22 protein-coding genes are annotated in these 17,936 nt (G+C 47.4%); 9 read left to right on the plus strand and 13 right to left on the minus strand.

Annotation, left to right across the window (positions count from 1 at the left end):
• Window positions 1-2: 2 nt before the first annotated feature.
• The 4 genes from HPS57_RS12115 to HPS57_RS12130 all read right to left on the minus strand — a co-directional run bounded on the left by HPS57_RS12115 (window position 3) and on the right by HPS57_RS12130 (window position 3,429).
• Window positions 3-641 carry a stress protein gene (locus HPS57_RS12115; protein ID WP_172183452.1) on the minus strand — a complete coding sequence of 213 codons (639 nt, stop codon included), beginning with the start codon at window positions 639-641 and terminating at the stop codon, window positions 3-5.
• A 2-nt stretch (window positions 642-643) separates the two neighbouring features.
• Complete coding sequence (locus HPS57_RS12120; protein ID WP_172183454.1) at window positions 644-1,312, minus strand: TerD family protein; 669 nt, start codon at window positions 1,310-1,312, stop codon at window positions 644-646.
• Between the two features lie 6 nt (window positions 1,313-1,318).
• Complete coding sequence (locus tag HPS57_RS12125) at window positions 1,319-1,879, minus strand: TerD family protein (protein ID WP_172183456.1); 561 nt, start codon at window positions 1,877-1,879, stop codon at window positions 1,319-1,321.
• Between the two features lie 158 nt (window positions 1,880-2,037).
• On the minus strand, window positions 2,038-3,429 hold the full coding sequence (locus tag HPS57_RS12130; RefSeq protein ID WP_172183458.1) for a hypothetical protein: 1,392 nt from the start codon (window positions 3,427-3,429) through the stop codon (window positions 2,038-2,040).
• Between the two features lie 942 nt (window positions 3,430-4,371).
• Here HPS57_RS12130 and HPS57_RS12135 point away from each other — a divergent pair.
• The 9 genes from HPS57_RS12135 to bla all read left to right on the plus strand — a co-directional run bounded on the left by HPS57_RS12135 (window position 4,372) and on the right by bla (window position 10,080).
• A complete protein-coding gene (locus HPS57_RS12135; RefSeq protein WP_172183460.1) occupies window positions 4,372-4,863 on the plus strand; it encodes a GFO_1088 family ECF-type sigma factor in 492 nt (163 codons plus the stop codon).
• Window positions 4,860-5,285: a PG0215 family putative anti-sigma factor gene (locus HPS57_RS12140; RefSeq protein ID WP_172183462.1), complete on the plus strand. Its 426-nt coding sequence runs from the start codon at window positions 4,860-4,862 to the stop codon at window positions 5,283-5,285. The genes HPS57_RS12135 and HPS57_RS12140 overlap by 4 nt, the downstream gene beginning before the upstream one ends.
• 37 nt (window positions 5,286-5,322) lie before the next feature.
• A complete protein-coding gene (locus tag HPS57_RS12145; RefSeq protein WP_172183464.1) occupies window positions 5,323-5,745 on the plus strand; it encodes a DUF6108 family protein in 423 nt (140 codons plus the stop codon).
• A 57-nt stretch (window positions 5,746-5,802) separates the two neighbouring features.
• Window positions 5,803-6,681, plus strand: a complete 879-nt coding sequence (locus HPS57_RS12150; RefSeq protein WP_172183468.1) for a hypothetical protein — start codon at window positions 5,803-5,805, stop codon at window positions 6,679-6,681.
• Between the two features lie 538 nt (window positions 6,682-7,219).
• The gene (locus tag HPS57_RS12155; protein WP_172183471.1) at window positions 7,220-7,456 is read left to right on the plus strand and encodes a DUF3791 domain-containing protein; all 237 of its coding nucleotides are present in this window, start codon (window positions 7,220-7,222) and stop codon (window positions 7,454-7,456) included.
• Window positions 7,429-7,950, plus strand: a complete 522-nt coding sequence (locus HPS57_RS12160; RefSeq protein WP_253946552.1) for a DUF3990 domain-containing protein — start codon at window positions 7,429-7,431, stop codon at window positions 7,948-7,950. Before HPS57_RS12155 ends, HPS57_RS12160 begins: the two co-directional genes overlap by 28 nt.
• Entirely contained in the window at window positions 7,943-8,155 is a 213-nt protein-coding gene (locus tag HPS57_RS12165) for a DUF3791 domain-containing protein (RefSeq protein ID WP_172183474.1), read from the plus strand. Before HPS57_RS12160 ends, HPS57_RS12165 begins: the two co-directional genes overlap by 8 nt.
• Window positions 8,156-8,250: 95 nt before the next feature.
• The gene (gene lptB / locus HPS57_RS12170) at window positions 8,251-9,027 is read left to right on the plus strand and encodes an LPS export ABC transporter ATP-binding protein (protein WP_369811527.1); all 777 of its coding nucleotides are present in this window, start codon (window positions 8,251-8,253) and stop codon (window positions 9,025-9,027) included.
• A gap of 102 nt (window positions 9,028-9,129) precedes the next feature.
• Window positions 9,130-10,080: a class A beta-lactamase, subclass A2 gene (gene bla, locus HPS57_RS12175; RefSeq protein ID WP_172183477.1), complete on the plus strand. Its 951-nt coding sequence runs from the start codon at window positions 9,130-9,132 to the stop codon at window positions 10,078-10,080.
• A gap of 25 nt (window positions 10,081-10,105) precedes the next feature.
• Here bla and HPS57_RS12180 read toward each other — a convergent pair whose 3' ends face one another.
• The 9 genes from HPS57_RS12180 to HPS57_RS12220 all read right to left on the minus strand — a co-directional run bounded on the left by HPS57_RS12180 (window position 10,106) and on the right by HPS57_RS12220 (window position 17,493).
• Window positions 10,106-10,387, minus strand: a complete 282-nt coding sequence (locus tag HPS57_RS12180) for a hypothetical protein (protein ID WP_172183481.1) — start codon at window positions 10,385-10,387, stop codon at window positions 10,106-10,108.
• 255 nt (window positions 10,388-10,642) lie between these two features.
• Complete coding sequence (locus tag HPS57_RS12185) at window positions 10,643-11,821, minus strand: iron-containing alcohol dehydrogenase (protein ID WP_172183484.1); 1,179 nt, start codon at window positions 11,819-11,821, stop codon at window positions 10,643-10,645.
• Between the two features lie 85 nt (window positions 11,822-11,906).
• Window positions 11,907-12,314: a hypothetical protein gene (locus HPS57_RS12190; protein ID WP_253946553.1), complete on the minus strand. Its 408-nt coding sequence runs from the start codon at window positions 12,312-12,314 to the stop codon at window positions 11,907-11,909.
• Between the two features lie 76 nt (window positions 12,315-12,390).
• Complete coding sequence (der, locus tag HPS57_RS12195; protein WP_172183487.1) at window positions 12,391-13,698, minus strand: ribosome biogenesis GTPase Der; 1,308 nt, start codon at window positions 13,696-13,698, stop codon at window positions 12,391-12,393.
• Between the two features lies 1 nt (window position 13,699).
• Window positions 13,700-14,581: a GTPase Era gene (gene era, locus HPS57_RS12200; protein ID WP_172183489.1), complete on the minus strand. Its 882-nt coding sequence runs from the start codon at window positions 14,579-14,581 to the stop codon at window positions 13,700-13,702.
• Complete coding sequence (locus HPS57_RS12205) at window positions 14,574-15,596, minus strand: beta-ketoacyl-ACP synthase III (RefSeq protein ID WP_135939619.1); 1,023 nt, start codon at window positions 15,594-15,596, stop codon at window positions 14,574-14,576. Before HPS57_RS12205 ends, era begins: the two co-directional genes overlap by 8 nt.
• An 18-nt stretch (window positions 15,597-15,614) precedes the next feature.
• On the minus strand, window positions 15,615-15,800 hold the full coding sequence (rpmF, locus tag HPS57_RS12210; RefSeq protein WP_135939618.1) for a 50S ribosomal protein L32: 186 nt from the start codon (window positions 15,798-15,800) through the stop codon (window positions 15,615-15,617).
• A 99-nt stretch (window positions 15,801-15,899) separates the two neighbouring features.
• Window positions 15,900-16,433: a YceD family protein gene (locus tag HPS57_RS12215; protein WP_172183492.1), complete on the minus strand. Its 534-nt coding sequence runs from the start codon at window positions 16,431-16,433 to the stop codon at window positions 15,900-15,902.
• Between the two features lie 109 nt (window positions 16,434-16,542).
• Window positions 16,543-17,493, minus strand: coding sequence for a peptidoglycan DD-metalloendopeptidase family protein (locus HPS57_RS12220; protein ID WP_172183495.1), 951 nt, complete (start codon window positions 17,491-17,493; stop codon window positions 16,543-16,545).
• Window positions 17,494-17,936 lie beyond the last annotated feature (443 nt).

Consider the following 17,936-nt stretch of genomic DNA (forward strand, 5'->3'; position numbering starts at 1 on the left):
TATTAGTCTTTACTGCCGGGGCTGTAATTGAAGCCCCAGCCATATTTCCTGTCACAGTCGCTGTGCCCATCATGGAATGTGACAAGCTTTTTCACAGTAATGGAGTTATCGCCTCCAAAATCAAGTTCGGCAATGGCACAGAATTTCTTTGAACTTGTTTGTTGATCCATTTCTACTACAACATCCTCGCTGCCGGGTACTTTCACTTTGACAACTGCGTTTGTATCAGACCATTTTGCGACACCTTCATAAATGAAAGTGTATACAATGATGCGTTTAATGTCATTAACGCCTATGGAGTTGACAAGAATTGTTTCACCGGAAGAACTGCCACCACCTCTATCGTCTCCCTGATGCCAGATGTAGGGTGCTTTGTCGTAGCATCCTTGCCGTGTTACATGATGACGGTCGCCACCTCGGCCATGCGAGAACTGCAAACCATCTATCAAATTCTTCTGTCCGTTGCGCAACTCGTAGAAACAGCCGAGGTCAAGGTCAACAGAATTGCCGAATAAGCTTTTGAAGAAACCACCCTTATTCCAATCAAGATTGATGACAATCTCACCTGTCACGGGTTTTCCTTCTCGCTTTTCGAGATTGATATGGTGGGTATCTCCACTTTTTTCAAGAACAATAGCCATAGCTACATAAATTTAGATGCATACTTTCTGCATATAGGTTCCAATCCATCTGTATGGGCTTCACCGACAGCTTGAAATTTCCATTCTGTTCCCCTACGATACAGACGTCCAAACTCAACTCCTTTATCTGTAGAGAAATCCTCATCAAGATCGTAACGGCAGATTATATCACCGACCACTGCATTCTTAATTTGGATGTAAGCATCACGCACCTGACCGAAATTATAGCGTTGGCGAGTGTCGTTAGCGTCATTAGGATTCCAATAGATGCTTACAGTGAAAAGTATCTCTTTGACAGAAGGAGATGTCTTTGTCAGGTCAACATCAATTTCCTCGTTGCCTTCACCTGTATTGTCATCGTCATCGCCCAAGTCATCAACAGAGCCAAGCACACTCTTGTCAAGTGATATAGGCCGGTATACAGGATTCCCGTCCTGGTCAAACATAGGCTTCCCATTATTATCTAACGCTTGAGTTTTATTAGGCGAGCCATAGAACACAAAGTCATACTCGTTTTCTATCATCCCACTGTTGCCAAGCAAGAATGTGGATGCGTCAAGGTCATAGGGAGGATTTGCATTAGGATTGACCTTCCATCCCATTTCGACCTTCAAACGAGTAAGGCCGTTGCCTATGGCTACACGTTGTCCTTTTACAAGATTTATGGCCATAACCTTTTATGCGTATTTGTTGACCAACAGTTGCAATCCGCCCTTGTTGCCTATGCCCATAGCCTCGAATTTCCATTCTCCGCAACGACGATACAGACGGCCGAATTCTACGGCTGTCTCTACTGAAAAATCCTCATCAAGGTCATAGCGTGCAATTTCCGAATTTGTCTTGGCATCGTAGATACGGATGTACGAATTGCGTACCTGGCCGAAGTTCTGTCTGCGTTCTTCTGCCTTGTAAATTGTTGCAGTGAATACGATTTCCTGAATCTTGGAGTCTACTTTTGTCAGGTCCACATTTATGGTTTCGTCATCACCGCCGTCACTATTTCCACCAGTCAAATCGTCGCCTGTGGATTCCACAGAACCATCAGGAGACTTTTGGTTATTGTAGAATACAAAATACTCATCTGCTGGTATTTTGCCATTTTCGCCGAGCATAAATGCTGATGCATCCAAGTCGAAATCATAACCTGTCCCTTCATTTGGGTCCCAGCCGAGACCTACCCCTACCAGCGTGAGGCCTTTGTCCATGCTGATTCTTTGTCCTTTCTCAAGATTAATCATAGTTGTTGACTTTTATATGTTGGATTTGTTTATGATGCAAAATTATATAATATTTTTGACAGTACTTGTTCTTTAGAAATGTTGCAATGCTTGACAGCTTTTTTGTGTGTATGCTGATTGCAACCTTTGAACCTTTTTTCGTTGGAAAGACCAACACTTCAGATAGCTGCAATTCTTATCCAATCTTCTGATTCTGACAGGAGCTTTATGTCTGTTTTGTCAATTCCATAGCAACAGCACAAAGATGTAGGAATGCTGATGGCATAGTTGCCATATATATTTCTTTGAATCATATAGCTCTCAACATTATAAAGTATATCCTTCATTTGGGTTAACTGCCTCTTAAGCAAGCTTATCATTGGCAGGCGGATTTCCGGTATCTCTATGTTAGGAGCTTTCTCCGGTTCTCCGCCAAACATTCTGTAAATCAGTTGATACTTACGTATGATGGCTTTCATGCGTTTTTCGTATTTCTCAAGTTGTTTTGCGGATTTCGGCGGATTGAAGTTTATGCCACCGCTTGCAGATTCCAGCAAGAACAATGCATACAGAGCTTTCTCTCTTCTGTGGATATTAGCAAATGTTACATCTGCCTCAGAGAAATATATGCGTTCACGCAAAGGGTCCAATACAACAGGGCTTCTTACTCCTTTACGTAACATGAATATATCGAATATTTGCCTATGGTATCCGGTAAAGACAAATCGGCCTTTTGATTCTTTGACATAGTTGAGTTGCAGATTGTGAAAGCATTCTGCGAGCAAATCCATGATGAAGCGTATCGTGGATAATGGGTTATCAGCTATTTCTATCAGCATCAAGTTTGTTATCCTCTTATCGGACATTGTCGATTCTCCTATTTTCATTAAGAATGAGGGATTGATGGTTCTTAGTTCTTCAATAGCAAACTTGGTTGCCAACTGTTCATTGCAGAAGGAGGCTGTGGATAAATTCTGTATCTGCTTAACGATGTTATGTATACGCTCGGTACTTACTTTTGGATATAGAAATTCAGCTATACGCAATAAGTCTGCCTCTGCGATACTATTGTAATGTTCACTTATTTTAGGGAGATATACAAGTTCAAATCCAAAAAGACGAACTTCAGCACAGAGTTCTCTGAAAAGCTTGTTTATTTGTTCGTTTGTTTTATTGTCGTATTCGCTTTCTATGTAAAGTATTTGCGAACTATCAAATGATATTATGGAAGAATCAACAGACAATATGGATATGTTTTGACTATTTATTGTCAATAAAAGCCGTAGTCCAATCAATAAAAGTGCTTCTTCTTTTGCACAAAAATCATCGGACATTGCTACTCTGATGAAATCATTCATCAAAGAATGTCGCGTCTTTTTATCAGCTGTAGCAATTGTTTTGAGGGCTTTTGCCAAAGTCAATGACCCGGCCGTTATTTCGCATTCTTTTGTGATACCATATTTTTCTCTAAGTTCATCAAGAAAATCTATTTCTTTAATATCAATGATATCATCAGCCTTTATTAAATCAGTGAATACTCTGAATATTGCTGTTTTCTCAGATTTCCGCATAGGATGTACATATTTAGTGATATGATAAAGAAACCACTATTTATTAAAAACGTGCAGTCGGCTCCGAGGCTTGCTGTCGCATAGATAGGTTTTTCTTGATGTACATACATATAAAAAAGGTGTGGAGCCAGTCCTGCTGCCCGTCCCACAACCTAAAGGCCTTCGCATTGCCCGATTAGTCGAAACGAGCAACGCCAAAGCCCCACGCCGATGCATGTATATCAATACGCCTCAGTCCTTTGGAAGCCGGCGGGGCTGCCAAAGGAAGAAAAAGGCTGCATATCAATAATACACATCCCATAGGGCGTTTACGTTGCTTTGTTTTTTGACTAATCGTTTGAAGTTGCGAAGTTCTTAGGTTGTCAAAACCAAAGCGTCAGTTAAACGCCTTCTCAATATGTAGTGATTCCTCTTCCCTACCCGCGTCCGCAGTGTTCCTTCATCGAAAGGAACTTGCTTCTGCTCGGCGTGGACTTATAGAACCTTTACCGGAGATGCCGAGGTGGCGCTTCCAAAAAGGAGTATAAGGAAATCAGGTACAAAAATAATAAATTATTCTTAAACTTGAAAACTTTTTGAATGATTTTTCATATTGTCACGCAAAATAATCATTGGTTTTTCTGTTGGTTGTCTTTCAATGTACAAAAGGTAACGCTTGACATCATAAAAGGTAACACTTTACAGTGCGAAAGGTTACCTTTTACAACGCATTGATATACAAAGAAATACAGAAGCAGTTAGGCATCAAAAGACAAGTTGGCAAGGTGCTGCAGATTATCTCCTTTCAATATTTTTTCACGGATAGCAAGAAAAAATGTGCACCATGATGTCACAAATCGCGGCTTTCTGCGTTATATGGATAGAAACAACAAGAAAAAACGAGAAACAACAAAAACACAGGGCTGCCGGACACCGGAAAGGACGGCACAGCAAACAAAGAAAATGGACTTAAGCACATTCAATAGAAAGATTATCCCAATACGCAGCCGGCTCTTGAAAAGGGCGGGACAGCTGCTTGGCAATGACAGCGACGCTGAGGACATTGTGCAAGAGACCATGCTGAAACTGTGGAGCATACGCGACCAACTGGACAGTCATCCTAATGTGGAGGCCCTGGCGATGACTATCCTGCGCAACAAGGCGAACGACTTGTGGCGGCAAAGGCAGAAATTCACAGGCATGCCGCAGGAGACCGGCACGGAAAGCTACACCGCCGAGGCACGCAGCGACATGGAACTCATAGGCTTGATTGTGGAGCATCTGCCGCCTCTACAGCGGTCTGTGTTCAGGATGAAGGAGATTGAAGGTTATGAGGCGGAGGAGATAATCAGCATCATAGGCTGCTCGCCTGAGGCTTTGAGGCAGAATATGTCAAGGGCTCGCAGGAAAATCAGGGAAGAATTTGTAAGACTTTCTAACTCAAGGACGATATGACAAAACAGGAAATACAACAACTCTTAGAGAAATATGACGACGGCATGACGACATGCGCCGAGGAGAATGCCCTGCGCAAGTATTTCCGGACGCTGCCGGACGAGGAGATGCCAAAGGAGTGGCAGGCGTACAAGATGATGTTTGCTTTTGTCGACAGCAAGGCGGCTGTCGTGGAAGAACCTTCCGCGGCAAAGAAAAGCAAGGGCAGGCTTACTCTATATCTGCGCATCGCGTCCATTGCGGCCTGCATTGCGGCGACAGTCATCATAGCCCTGCCGAAGGGAAACGCAGCGGACGGTTATGCTGTCCTTGACGGCAAGAGGGTGACAAACAAGCACATTGTGCAGGAAGAGGCGGAGGCGGCATTGCAATCCGTGATGTACACTGACGATGATGCTTTCGCGGCTTTTGACGAGTTATGAAGCGCATAGCGCAAAAACATTGTAAACCAAACGAATCATGAGACATATACTATTGACATTATTGCTTATGGCAAGCAGTCTCACCATGCAGGCGGCACTGACCATCGACCGTATCTTTGCGACTTACGGCCACTCGAAAGGCTGCAAAATGGTGGAGATGCACGACACGAAAATGCGCGGCTATCCTCTGCGCACATACAAAAGCCTTGTTTACAAGCATATCGGCAATGAGGTGGACAAGGCTCTTGCCGAGGACAAGCGCAAGGCGAAGAAAATCCGTGAGGTTGTCGACAACGGCACGGTCGTGAGCGGTTACTACCAGATGCCGTCAACGGACGGGAAGACAAACCGCTACATCCTGTTCAGCAAAGGCCCGAAAGGCAGCGGCACACTGATTTACATCGAGGGGGCTTTGAAGCCTGAGGATGTAATGACAATGTGCTATGGCAAACGGCGGTAGGCGATTTTTACACCTTATTATATATAGTACCCTAACATGCAAAAAAACATATTCACCATGAAAAAACTTTTCACTTTGATTCTCCTCTTGCCGGCTATTGCGATGCAGGCAGAAACAGTGCAAGACACAACATTCGTATACGGCAACAAGCAGATTGTGGTCAGCGACACGGACGAAGGCACAAACGTGGCTGTGCTTGACCAAGACGGCGACGAGTTCCGCAAGACTTCCGAGACAAAATTCGTCGACGGACAGGAAGTTACGCAAGTGTACGTCACTTCGCCGTTCCTGCCAAAGAAATGGAACATCAACAGAAAAGCCCATTTCTACAGCCACATCCCTTGGTTCAGTTATGGTTTCTCGACACTGAGCGGAGGGGCGATGCATTTCAACAACAGCGACGGCATGCACCTGAACAGCTCCAAATCATGGGAGTTTGCCATCGCACCATTGTCCGCAGCCATCCCTTTCAACAGCCGGCACACGTTCGGAATGTCGTTCGGCATGCAGTTCGCATGGGTGAAGGTGCATTTCAAGGAGGACTATGCCTTGTACAACAATGACGGCATACTGTCCGTACAGCCTATAGAATACAGTGAGGGCGAAACGTTCAAGAAGAGCTACATCAGCTACAAGGCGTTGCGTTTCCCTGTCTTTCTGGAATATCAGCGCACTGTGAAGAGGCGTGAGCTCTTCGCCACTTTCGGCTTGTCACTGGAGGTAAGGCAAAGCGAGCGTGCGCGTTACAAGACCAACCACAACACTATCACTACGACAAAGGACATTCATGTAAACCCGATAGGCGTTAACCTTGAACTACAGTTCGGCTATGCAGGCATAGCATTCTACATGAGGCAAGCTCTCACGCCGCTTATGAAGACAAGCAATGCGCCGAAGGCTTATCCAATGGCGCTGGGAATGGCGGTCGGCTTCTGAGAATCGTGTGGTTGCCAGCAGCTGCTCTGCAAATCCACTATTATTGGTGTTATGGTATCCACATGAAATACTGCATAATGTGTGGCAGCGCCACATTCCTTATGTTAACCTCCAGCTTCAGCCGTGAGGTAGTAATGATGCTTTACTGCTGTGTGGTGGAACCACACTCCTTTTCATAAGTTTGCTGCATCGCATAATTAACCTTAAACATAAAGGAGTGTGGCACTGCCACACCTTATGTATGGGCTATTGGAGGCCTCACGGCTAAAGCCGGAGGTTACCATAAAGACTGTGGCTCCGCCACACATTCTACAATAGACCTTTACACTCCAAAATCATTGAATCAGTACATCATTTCCGCAATAGCCTTACATGTTTGCCGCGGTGCGCAATCATAAGAATTTATGTCCGTCGAATCGTTACGATTTTCAGCTGCTACCTTTTAATAAATGCAAATTTATTTTGCCATTCGGTGACTTAATTGTAACTTTGCAAAAGCAAGTTTATGCCATAACAAATTTTTAAAAAACAACAAGCCATGACAGAGCGTAACATTGAATACCGCATGATCTTCGCATCGTCTTGTGTGGAAAGTGCTGCACGCGCCTTGGGTATCTCTGCACAGCAGATGTATGAGAGGATGAAACGTGTCAACCTTATTGAAGGGTATATCTTAAAATGCTATGACGTTCTTCATGCCGAGAGCCGTGACCATGTGACAAAGGATGTCCTGGCAACGCTTGCCAAATGGGAAAGCAAGGAGGGACTGTCATGATGGTCTACCATGCAGGGACAGAACGCATTGCCACCCCACGCGTTGACATGGGACGGGCAAACCTTGATTTTGGCACTGGCTTTTATGTCACAAACTTACTTGAGCAAGCTACGAAATGGAGTGAGAGAATGTCTCTAAGCAGGGGAATGCCTCCTGTCATCAACCAATATGAGCTTGACATTGAGGCTGCGGCAAAGGAATTTGTCTACAAAAAGTTTGAGGCATACGACCGCGAATGGCTTGATTTCATTGTTGCAAACCGCAGAGGTGGCGACAATTGGAAATCGTTTGACATTGTGGAAGGCGGAGTGGCTGATGATCGTGTGATTGATACTGTCGAACTTTTCATCGGCGGCTTCATACCGGAAGAGCTTGCCATTGAGCGTCTGCAACATTTTGCCCCAAACAATCAGCTGTGCATAACAAACCAACATGTTGCGGACAAATACATGAGATTCATTGATTCATTCTCACCTAAGGACAGCAATGCTTAACGACATATTACTTTGGAACAAAATCGGGCGTATCATAACCCTCATCCACAAAGCTCTAGACATTTCTCCGGAGCAAGCCTTTGACACATTCTATTCGTCAAAGACATGCAGCCGCCTGCATGACCATGATGATTATCTCTACCTGATGGGGGACCTTTATATTGTCGATGAATTGCTGATGGAATTAAAGCAACCTGCCAAATAATTGATTTCATGCTGGGAATAAATACAAAATAAATGCGAAATTATTTCGCCATGTAACAAGTTCGTTGTAACTTTGCATGACAAACAAAATAGAATATGATGGAAGAAACAGAGAAGTTGGTTTTGCGCGCGGAGGGACTTGTCAAGCAGTATGGCAAGCGCACCGTGGTCAACGATGTGGCGTTCGATGTCAAGCAAGGCGAGATTGTCGGACTGTTAGGGCCTAATGGCGCAGGAAAGACAACATCATTTTACATGACCACAGGCCTTGTCGTCCCAAACGGAGGACATATCTATATAGGTGAGGAGGAAATCACGAAGCTCCCTGTCTACAAGCGTGCACGCCTCGGCATCGGCTATCTGCCGCAGGAGGCGAGCGTGTTCAGGAAAATGACTGTCGAGGACAACATCCTCTCCGTGCTGGAGATGACGGGCAAGCCCCGCGACTACCAAATGGAGAAACTCGAGCAACTCATCAACGAGTTCTCGCTCCACAAGGTGCGCAAGAACCTCGGCGACCGCCTTTCGGGTGGCGAGCGCCGCCGTACGGAGATTGCGCGATGCCTTGCCATAGAACCGAAATTCATCATGCTTGACGAGCCTTTCGCCGGTGTGGACCCAATCGCGGTGGAGGAGATTCAGGAGGTGGTGTGGCACTTGAAGTACAAGAACATAGGCATACTGATCACCGACCATAATGTTCAGGAGACGCTCGCCATCACGGACAGAGCCTACCTTCTCTTTGAGGGCAGGATTCTTTTCCAAGGCACTCCGGAGGAACTTGCCGCCGACCCAATGGTAAGAAAGAATTACCTTACCGACAATTTCCAGCTGCGCAAATCGCAGTTCCAGCAGAAAGAGCCACAGCAATGACATGTACATGGGCAGCGTTGAACAGCCGCCCATGCTTTTTTTTATATATACGATATATTCCACAAAATCCGCCATACGTTACAAAGAAACACATCACACATCATGACAAAATTCAAAACAGGACTATTCGCCTTAGGCATCTCCTTGTTCTGCTTGTCAGCAGTGCAATTCACTCACCGGGCAGGCAGCAACGCATCCGCACCTGACACTCAAGCACTTACCGACACACTTTCCAAAATCGCGTCCGACTATCCGGGCGAAATCGGCGTGGCGGTAATCATAGACAACGCCGACACTGTCGCCGTCAACAACAAGAGCATCTACGCCATGATGAGCGTGTTCAAGGTGCATCAGGCATTAGCCCTCTGCAACGACTTTGACCGCAAGGGGCTTTCCCTCGACTCATTGATTGCCATGCAAAGGGACAAACTCGACCCGGACACATGGAGCCCTATGCTGAAGGACCACCGGGAGGCGGAATTCGCTTTGCCTGTCAAGGAACTGCTGCGCTACACGCTCATTCAGAGTGACAACAACGCAAGCAACCTCATGTTCAACAGATTGGCAGACGTTGCACGCACCGACAGTTTCATCGCCACGCTCATCCCTCGCCAAAGTTTCCGGATAGCTTACACGGAAGAGGAGATGTCCGCCGACCACGGCAAGGCATACTCCAACCGCACATCGCCTCTCGGCGCCGCAACGCTCATGAACCGTCTGTTCACCGACAGCCTGATAAGCAAAGGCAAGCAATCCTTCATAATGGAAACCTTGGAGCAATGCTCAACCGGCAAGGACAGGATTGTCGCGCCATTGCTTGACAAGGAAGGTGTTGTCGTCGCCCATAAGACCGGCTCAGGCTACACCAATGAGGCGGGAATCCTCGCTGCCCACAACGATGTCGCATTCATACGCCTGCCAAACGGCAAGCACTATGCGCTGGCTGTGTTTGTAAAGGATTTCAAAGGTAACGAGGAAGAGGCTGCAAAAGCCATAGCACGCATATCTGCCGCTGTGTACTCATTTATCAGCGTCAGGCAAAGAAGACAATGACAAGCAGCAAAGCCCTTATATATCCTCATCTTATGATTTTTTTCTTCAAAAGGGGCTTGCCTTGAAAACCGCACCGGCGGTGAAAGTAGCCGGTGCGGTTCTCTGCACAGAAACATACGTACGTTGCGCACATAATAAGAGAGGTATTTGCGTGTTTTGCCGTACACAAAACAATCAGCATTATTTTTGTAATATGTTCCACGCCGCGCAATTTTTTTTCGGCGGCGCGCATTTTTTTTTCCACGCCGCCGAAATTTTGTTCCACGCTGCCGAAATTTTGTAGCGCGCCGCCGAAATTCTGTAGCACGCCGCCGAAATTCTGTAACGCGCCGCCGAAACTATATCATGTCGCACCAAAACGTTATCAAAAACAGCCGAAATAAAATTCTCTCGTTGTCTTTGCCGGTTCACAAAGTGCCTCGTACACACGAGCCTCGTCAGGCGGCAGTCTTCACAAAGGCTGAAAATCAAAGGTGTCCGCCGGACATATACAACGGAAACAGGTGAAGACAACGTGTTGTATATGTCTGGCGGACACCAACCAATCGGTATATTGCCGGAATCACATCGCGAGACGGTAAATCTCTTCTGTGATTTCCGGTGTAAGGCTATAATAGAATCCGAACGGATTGCCCTTGTTCTCATGGAGCTTGCGGACAAGGGTGGCGATGTCGGGATTCTCTATGCCGAGCTCACCGAGCGTGACAGGGAGCCGGAGCACATCCTTGAAGAACGCTTTCATGCGTGCGACACCCTCCAACGCTATTTGTTCGTCATTCTTTCCTTCCGGAGAAACTCCGAACACACGGACGGCAAGCCGGCACACCTTTGCAGGGTGGTGCTTCGCCATGTACGTCAGGAACGCAGGGAACATAACCGCAAGTCCTGCGCCGTGAGTGACATTGTAGAGTGCGGAAAGTTCGTGCTCTATGGCATGGCATGACCAGTCTTCGTCCATGCCGCAGGAGCAGGTGTCGTTATGCGCCACCATACCGCTCCACATGATGTTTGCACGCGCTCCGTAGTCGCAAGGGTTTGCCATGACACGCGGCGCAGCGTCCATGATGGCAAGCAGTGCGCCTTCGCAAAGGCGTTCGCCGATGAAGATGTCGGCATTGTTCGAGAGATAACGCTCAAGGATGTGCGCCATCATGTCGGCTATGCCGCTGGCTGTCTGCCATGCGGGGAGCGTGAAGGTCAGTTCCGGATTCATCACGGCAAACTTCGGGCGAAGGAGCATCTTTGCCTTTATGCCGAGCTTCTGCAGCGTTGCCTCACGTGTGATGACAGCATTGCCTGAGCCTTCCGAGCCTGCTGCCGGGATTGTGAGCACGACAGCCACAGGGAGTGCAGCCCGGATGGTTGCCTTACCTATGAAGAAGTCCCAGAAATCGCCGTCGTAAGGCACACCGGCACAGATGGCTTTTGCTGTGTCGATGACCGAACCGCCGCCGACAGCGAGGACGAAGTCGGCGTTCTCCTTCCGTACAAGCTCTATGCCTTCGTAGACTTTTCCGTCGGTCGGGTTGGGCTGTATGCCTCCAAGCTCTGCGAACGTAAGTCCTTCAGCCTCAAGGCTTGCAAACACTCGGTCGAGCAATCCGCTTTTCTTTGCAGACTGTCCGCCATAAACGACGAGGACTCGCTTTGCGCCATATCGGCGGCAAAGTGAGCCTACGTTATTGTCAGTTTCCTTGCCGAAGACGAATTCGGTAGGAGAATAGAATGTGAAGTTGTTCATTGCGTTATGTTAAGGTTGATACGATATAGCGACATCTCGGTATATCGATAGCTTTTGTTAATCATCGAAAGGCGGGGCACTGCTGTCATCTCATGTACCACACGCCGTTTCTCTCCACGAGCGGCACATTGACCACCTCTTTCAGCGAGTCGGCGAAATGGATGTAGAGGAACGCATCGGCTGTATGTTGGGCGGTGTCTGCCTTGCAACTGCTCAGCGTTATCGCCTTTATGCCTTTGTGCTCCTCCTTCTGCTGCTGCATGAACATTGCGGCATTGGCAATCATCTGCTCCTTGTATACGGGAGGGAGCGAGTCTCCGCCAAGCATTCCGCTGACGAAATCCTCGTAGTCCTCTGCAAGCAGCAGCTTGTAGTATTCCACCGCCGTGTTGCCTGCGCGAGCCTCTATTTCTTCCAAGCTCTCGCCTTTGTTGCAGCCTGCCGCGAGGAGGGCGAAGGCGGTTAAGAGCGTTATGAATCTCATTCGTTTCATGTCCGTGGTGTTAGTTTTGCCGTTACGGCTGTATAAATACAGCGAAAGGCGGGTACACTTCCCCACCCTTCACTGCTTATTTCTGGCGTATGAATACATTTATCGGAGAACCTGTCATCTCCCAGTTCTCACGTATCTTGTTTTCAAGGAAGCGCTTGTAAGGCTCCTTGACGTACTGTGGCAGGTTGGCATAGAACACGAAAGACGGTATCTGTGTCTCAGGAAGCTGCGCGCAGTACTTTATCTTGATGTACTTTCCCTTGATTGATGGCGGTGGGAATGCCTCAATGAGAGGGAGCATGACCTCGTTGAGCTTTGTCGTTCCGACACGCGCCTTGCGGTTTGCGTACACTCGCTGTGCGGTCTCAAGCACTTTGAAGATGCGCTGCTTTGTCAATGCGGAGGCGAAGATTATAGGGAAATCGACAAACGGGGCCATGCGGTTTCGGATGGCATTCTCGAAGGTCTTTATCGCGATCTGCGACTTGTCTTCCACAAGGTCCCACTTGTTGACAACCACGACAAGCGACTTGTTGTTGCGCTGTATGAGCTGGAAGATGTTCATGTCCTGGGCCTCGATGCCTCTTGTGGCGTCAATCATGAGGATGCAGACGTCGGAGTTCTCTATGGCGCGTATGGAACGCATCACGGAATAGAACTCCAAGTCCTCGGTGACCTTGTTCTTGCGGCGTATTCCCGCTGTGTCGACAAGGTAGAAATTAAAGCCGAACTTGTCGTACTTTGTGTAGATAGAGTCGCGTGTCGTGCCTGCAATCTCGGTAACGATGTTACGCTCCTCGCCTATGAATGCATTGATGATTGAGGATTTTCCTGCGTTTGGACGTCCTACAACGGCAAAACGCGGGATGCTCTCCATCACCTCTTTCTCTGCATTCGGGAGCTTCTCCACAACAAGGTCAAGCAAATCACCTGTGCCTGAACCTGTGGCTGCCGACACTGTCTGCGGCTCGCCAAGACCGAGAGAGTAGAACTCCGCAGCATAGTAGTTGTCCACATTGTTGTCAGCCTTGTTGGCAACAAGCACGACAGGGAGCTTTGTGCGGCGGAGAATCATCGCCACATCCTCATCCCAGTCTGTCACACCGTTCTTTATGTCAACGACGAAGAGCACAAGGTCGGCCTCTTCCGTTGCCACAATCACCTGACGGCGGATAGCGTCCTCAAAGATATCGTCGGAGTTGACCACCCATCCGCCTGTGTCAACCAGAGAGAATTCACTGCCACACCACTCACACTTGCCATACTGTCGGTCGCGTGTTGTTCCTGCCACGTCACTGACAATAGCCTGGCGAGTGTTGGTAAGTCTGTTGAAAAGAGTGGACTTGCCCACATTCGGGCGTCCTACTATTGCTACTAATGCCATATTATTCGGGGTTATAGCCAAAGCTGTCAAGCTCTTTCTTTGAGCTGCGCCAGTCTTTGTCTACTTTTACAAATGTTTCTAAATAGATGTGCTTGTCGAAGAATTTCTCCAACTGCTTGCGTGCCTCGATGTTTACTTTCTTTATCGCCACGCCCTGATGTCCGATGATTATGCCTTTCTGCGAGTCACGCTCCACATAGATGACTGCCTGTATATGGATGTTCTTGTCATCTTCTTTGAAAGCCTCACAACGCACCTCCACGGCATACGGAATCTCTTTTGCGTAGTAGAGGAGAATCTTCTCGCGTATTATCTCTGAGACGAAGAAGCGTGCAGGCTTGTCGGTAAGCTGTTCCTTGTCAAAGAAAGGAGGTGAGTCAGGAAGGAGCTGCTTTATACGGTTCAGGAGGACATCAACGCCAAACTTGTTTTTAGCCGAGATTGGGAGAATCTCCGCATTAGGAAGCAGTCCATGCCACTTGTCCACGATGTCGCCAAGGCTTTTCTGGTCACTGACATCTATCTTGTTGACAAGCAGAATGACCGGTATGGTCAGTTTCGCCACCTTGGCAAGGAAATCCGCGTTCTTCTCAGGCTTCTCCACAACGTCTGTGACATACAAGAGCACATCAGCATCGACAAGTGCAGACTCGGAGAAGGCAAGCATTGATTCCTGCAACTTATAGTTTGGCTTCAGCACTCCCGGAGTGTCAGAGAAGACAATCTGCATGTCAGGCGCATTGACTATGCCCATGATGCGGTGGCGCGTAGTCTGCGCCTTGAAGGTAGCAATAGAAATACGCTCACCAACCAATTGGTTCATGAGCGTACTTTTTCCTACATTAGGATTGCCTACTATGTTAACGAATCCTGCCTTATGCATTGTTTTCTGTAACTGAGTCACCATCGTAAGCCCATTTAAGATAAAGAGCACCGTGAACGAAACCTGCTCCGAACGCTGTGAAAATCACATTGTCGCCCTTCTTGAACTTCTTCTCGAAATCCCAAAGCGCGAGTGCAATACTTGCAGCACTTGTGTTGCCATAGTGCTCGATGTTGACCATCACCTTCTCCATTGGCAAGTCAAGGCGCTTGGTAACAGCTTCAATGATTCGCATGTTGGCTTCATGAGGTACAACCCAATTGACATCGTCAGTCGTGAGGTTGTTACGCTTCATTATCTCCTTGACATCGTCAGACATGCTTGTCACCGCATAACGGTAGACTGTACGTCCCTCCTGATATACATAGTGCATACGGTGGTCAACAGTGTAGCGTGACGGAGGACATACAGAGCCGCCGGCCTTCATGTGAAGGTAAGGCAAGCCTATGCCGTTTGTACGCAGGAAAGAGTCCTGGATGCCCATGCCTTCCTCTGTGGAAGCTTCAACGAGAACGCATGCTGCGCCGTCGCCGAAAAGCACACAAGTCTGACGATCCTGATAGTCAACCATTGATGACATCTTCTCCGCTGCTATGACAAGAACTTTCTTGTAGCGTCCGCTCTGCACATAAGCAGCAGCCATGTCAACAGTGTAAAGGAATCCGCAGCATGCACAAGAGACATCGAAACCATGCGCATTGGTCAGTCCGAGCTTGCCTATAACGATAGAAGCGTTGGACGGGAAATGGTAGTCTGATGTCGTTGTGGCGCAAATAACGCAGTCGATTGTCTGTGGGTCAACACCTGTCTTGCGTATAAGCTGCTTTGCAGCCTTACGCGCAAGATAGCTTGAGCCGAGACCTTCCTCCTTCAGGATGCGGCGTTCCTTTATGCCTACACGTGTTGTAATCCATTCGTCATTGGTATCTACCATGCGCGAGAGTTCCTCGTTTGTGAGGATATACTCAGGCACATAGCCACCAACACCGGTGATTACAGCATTGATTTTTTCCATTCGCGTAAATGATGGTTATTAATCAGCGAGTTCCTTTACGATGGCAATCTTACCACGATACTGTCCACAAGTAGGGCATACTGTGTGGTAAACGTAGTATGAGCCGCAGTTAGGGCAAACTGCAAGTGTTGGAGCTACTGCCTTGTCGTGTGTACGACGCTTAAGTGTACGAGTCTTTGACTGTCTTCTTTTAGGATGTGCCATTTTATTCTATGTTTTTATTTGATTAATTTTGTTATCGTTCTTTTAGCCATTCCACATTGATGCCTTGCCGTATAAGCATGCGCCATCAGCAGAAGCATGTCAATTGAAACGCTGTTTCAGTTCTTGCAATGCGCTCCACCGCGGGTCTATCTCCTGCAGTTCCTCTGCCGTGTCGTCACTTCGGGTGGCGCTGTGCTCAGAGAGCAGTTGGATCATCGCACGGTTGCATTTTCCAGGTGCATGCACGTGCTTGACGGGCAGACTGAGGATTATAGCCTCGTAGACGAGCCATGACAAATCAAGCACCGGGGCTTCCTCAGTGATTGTTATGAGGTCATCGTCTTCAGAGTATTCACTGCCGAACTTCACTGTGAGATGCTGCATGGCGTCAATGGGCTGTTCCATCGGGTCAAGACAGCGGTCACAAGGGATTTCGACTGTGCCTATGGCATGGAAAGTGACATCAGAGAAGTGGACGGTCTTGCGTATAGACACATCCACGCGCACGTCACCCTGAGTTATTTCCGAGTCCTCTAATGCTGAAAAAAAGTCGTTGCCGAGACTTACAGCCACAGCACTTTCTCCCTCAGGGAGAGACTTCATATCCAGTTTAAGGTTATCTATACCACACATTTCGGATGCAAAATTACAAATTTCCTATCTAATAATGACAAGCAAAGTACTGCTGTTATGTTTTTTTAACTAACAGCAGTACCCTACCCATATCTTTTTATTCCATTTCTTACGAGAAGCGCAGTATCTGTCCGACCTTCAGGCGCTTGACTTTGCCTATACGGTTGAGACGGCAGATGTTCTCGATGGTGGTACCACGTTTCTTGGCGATTGAGGATAGCGTCTCACCACGGCGCACCTTATGGTAGCGTGGGGTCTCAGCATACTGCTGCCCCTCCGTGCTTTCCGCATCATCCGGCTTGCCGGTCACCTGCTCACGTGTATAGCTTCCATTGCCGACCTTGCCACGCAAAGCTGTCGCCTCACGGCCTTCCTCCTGATAACTGTCGCGGCGGAACATGTAATAGTCGCCTACGACATCCTGATTGCGGAAGTCAAAGAACAGTGCCGGGTTTAGGGCAACACCGCAAAGACGTGTCTCGAAATGCAGATGCGAACCGGTGCTTCGTCCCGTATTGCCACCAAGTCCGACAACCTCTCCCGCCTTTATCGGCTGGTTCTCCTCCACAAGCGACTTGCTCATGTGTGCGTATGTTGTCTCAAGACCATTATTGTGACGGATGACCACGTAATGTCCGTAGCCGCGTGCCTCGTACCTTACAATGCGGACCCTGCCGCTGAACGCTGCACGGATTGTGTCGCCGATATACACTTTCAAGTCAAGTCCTTTATGCTGGCGTCCCCAACGCGCACCGAAATTGGAGGTTATGACGCGGGACGGTGTAGGCATGCAAAAGTTCCGGAGATTGATTTTAAACGAATCCGGGAGTTCTGTCGCTCTATGGGCGTAAGTGTTGTCCCAATCCTCATAAAGCTCTGCCGCAGGCGAAGCGGCCTGCTCGCGATTTATAAGACGTTTCAGTGTCAGGGTGTCCACGGCCTTCATCTTCCTGTCGACAGGTGCCTGACGGGCAAGCATGTCCTGAGCTGATACGGATGATACGGCTACGAATAGAATTATGAATGCAAATAAAATTTTCTTTGTATTAATAAAACTCATTACTTTTGGGGGTTAATTAGGTTCAGCGTCTGCGGTAACAAAGCATTGTCGCCAACGCAATTCACTGCAAAAGTAGCAAAAAAAAAGCAAAATAAAGAATATTTGACTACCAAAAACCGTATTTTATGTTTTAATAACATTTGGCATAATGTATTTTCAAAAATTTTTTCATACATCTCCACTCCCCTCGCATACAAAGAACTATATATATTATAATGTATAACTTCATCCTAATATTTGTATTTAATGTGTATCCATTCATCATAATAAATGACAAAAGAAACATATTTATCCCTCACACAACAAAAAAACAAGCCGCAAAATACAAATTAACGGAAAAAAACGTAACTTTGCATAAGACATGGCAATACATGGCAAAAGCAGCCTCTCCCATAAACAAGCTGTACAAGAGATGGCACAAAAGGATGCACTCTTACAAACTT

This window comes from Palleniella intestinalis, from assembly GCF_013166595.1.
Lineage (GTDB): Bacteria > Bacteroidota > Bacteroidia > Bacteroidales > Bacteroidaceae > Prevotella > Prevotella intestinalis.

What these genes read in the sequence shown, in the direction of transcription:
- HPS57_RS12115 (WP_172183452.1), bottom strand. Translation starts at nt 641, where the DNA reads ATGGCTATTGTTCTTGAAAAAAGTGGAGATACCCACCATATCAATCTC.
- HPS57_RS12120 (WP_172183454.1), bottom strand. Translation starts at nt 1,312, where the DNA reads ATGGCCATAAATCTTGTAAAAGGACAACGTGTAGCCATAGGCAACGGC.
- HPS57_RS12125 (WP_172183456.1), bottom strand. Translation starts at nt 1,879, where the DNA reads ATGATTAATCTTGAGAAAGGACAAAGAATCAGCATGGACAAAGGCCTC.
- HPS57_RS12130 (WP_172183458.1), bottom strand. Translation starts at nt 3,429, where the DNA reads ATGCGGAAATCTGAGAAAACAGCAATATTCAGAGTATTCACTGATTTA.
- HPS57_RS12135 (WP_172183460.1), top strand. Translation starts at nt 4,372, where the DNA reads ATGGACTTAAGCACATTCAATAGAAAGATTATCCCAATACGCAGCCGG.
- HPS57_RS12140 (WP_172183462.1), top strand. Translation starts at nt 4,860, where the DNA reads ATGACAAAACAGGAAATACAACAACTCTTAGAGAAATATGACGACGGC.
- HPS57_RS12145 (WP_172183464.1), top strand. Translation starts at nt 5,323, where the DNA reads ATGAGACATATACTATTGACATTATTGCTTATGGCAAGCAGTCTCACC.
- HPS57_RS12150 (WP_172183468.1), top strand. Translation starts at nt 5,803, where the DNA reads ATGAAAAAACTTTTCACTTTGATTCTCCTCTTGCCGGCTATTGCGATG.
- HPS57_RS12155 (WP_172183471.1), top strand. Translation starts at nt 7,220, where the DNA reads ATGACAGAGCGTAACATTGAATACCGCATGATCTTCGCATCGTCTTGT.
- HPS57_RS12160 (WP_253946552.1), top strand. Translation starts at nt 7,429, where the DNA reads ATGGGAAAGCAAGGAGGGACTGTCATGATGGTCTACCATGCAGGGACA.
- HPS57_RS12165 (WP_172183474.1), top strand. Translation starts at nt 7,943, where the DNA reads ATGCTTAACGACATATTACTTTGGAACAAAATCGGGCGTATCATAACC.
- lptB (WP_369811527.1), top strand. Translation starts at nt 8,251, where the DNA reads ATGATGGAAGAAACAGAGAAGTTGGTTTTGCGCGCGGAGGGACTTGTC.
- bla (WP_172183477.1), top strand. Translation starts at nt 9,130, where the DNA reads ATGACAAAATTCAAAACAGGACTATTCGCCTTAGGCATCTCCTTGTTC.
- HPS57_RS12185 (WP_172183484.1), bottom strand. Translation starts at nt 11,821, where the DNA reads ATGAACAACTTCACATTCTATTCTCCTACCGAATTCGTCTTCGGCAAG.
- HPS57_RS12190 (WP_253946553.1), bottom strand. Translation starts at nt 12,314, where the DNA reads ATGAAACGAATGAGATTCATAACGCTCTTAACCGCCTTCGCCCTCCTC.
- der (WP_172183487.1), bottom strand. Translation starts at nt 13,698, where the DNA reads ATGGCATTAGTAGCAATAGTAGGACGCCCGAATGTGGGCAAGTCCACT.
- era (WP_172183489.1), bottom strand. Translation starts at nt 14,581, where the DNA reads ATGCATAAGGCAGGATTCGTTAACATAGTAGGCAATCCTAATGTAGGA.
- HPS57_RS12205 (WP_135939619.1), bottom strand. Translation starts at nt 15,596, where the DNA reads ATGGAAAAAATCAATGCTGTAATCACCGGTGTTGGTGGCTATGTGCCT.
- rpmF (WP_135939618.1), bottom strand. Translation starts at nt 15,800, where the DNA reads ATGGCACATCCTAAAAGAAGACAGTCAAAGACTCGTACACTTAAGCGT.
- HPS57_RS12215 (WP_172183492.1), bottom strand. Translation starts at nt 16,433, where the DNA reads ATGTGTGGTATAGATAACCTTAAACTGGATATGAAGTCTCTCCCTGAG.
- HPS57_RS12220 (WP_172183495.1), bottom strand. Translation starts at nt 17,493, where the DNA reads ATGAGTTTTATTAATACAAAGAAAATTTTATTTGCATTCATAATTCTA.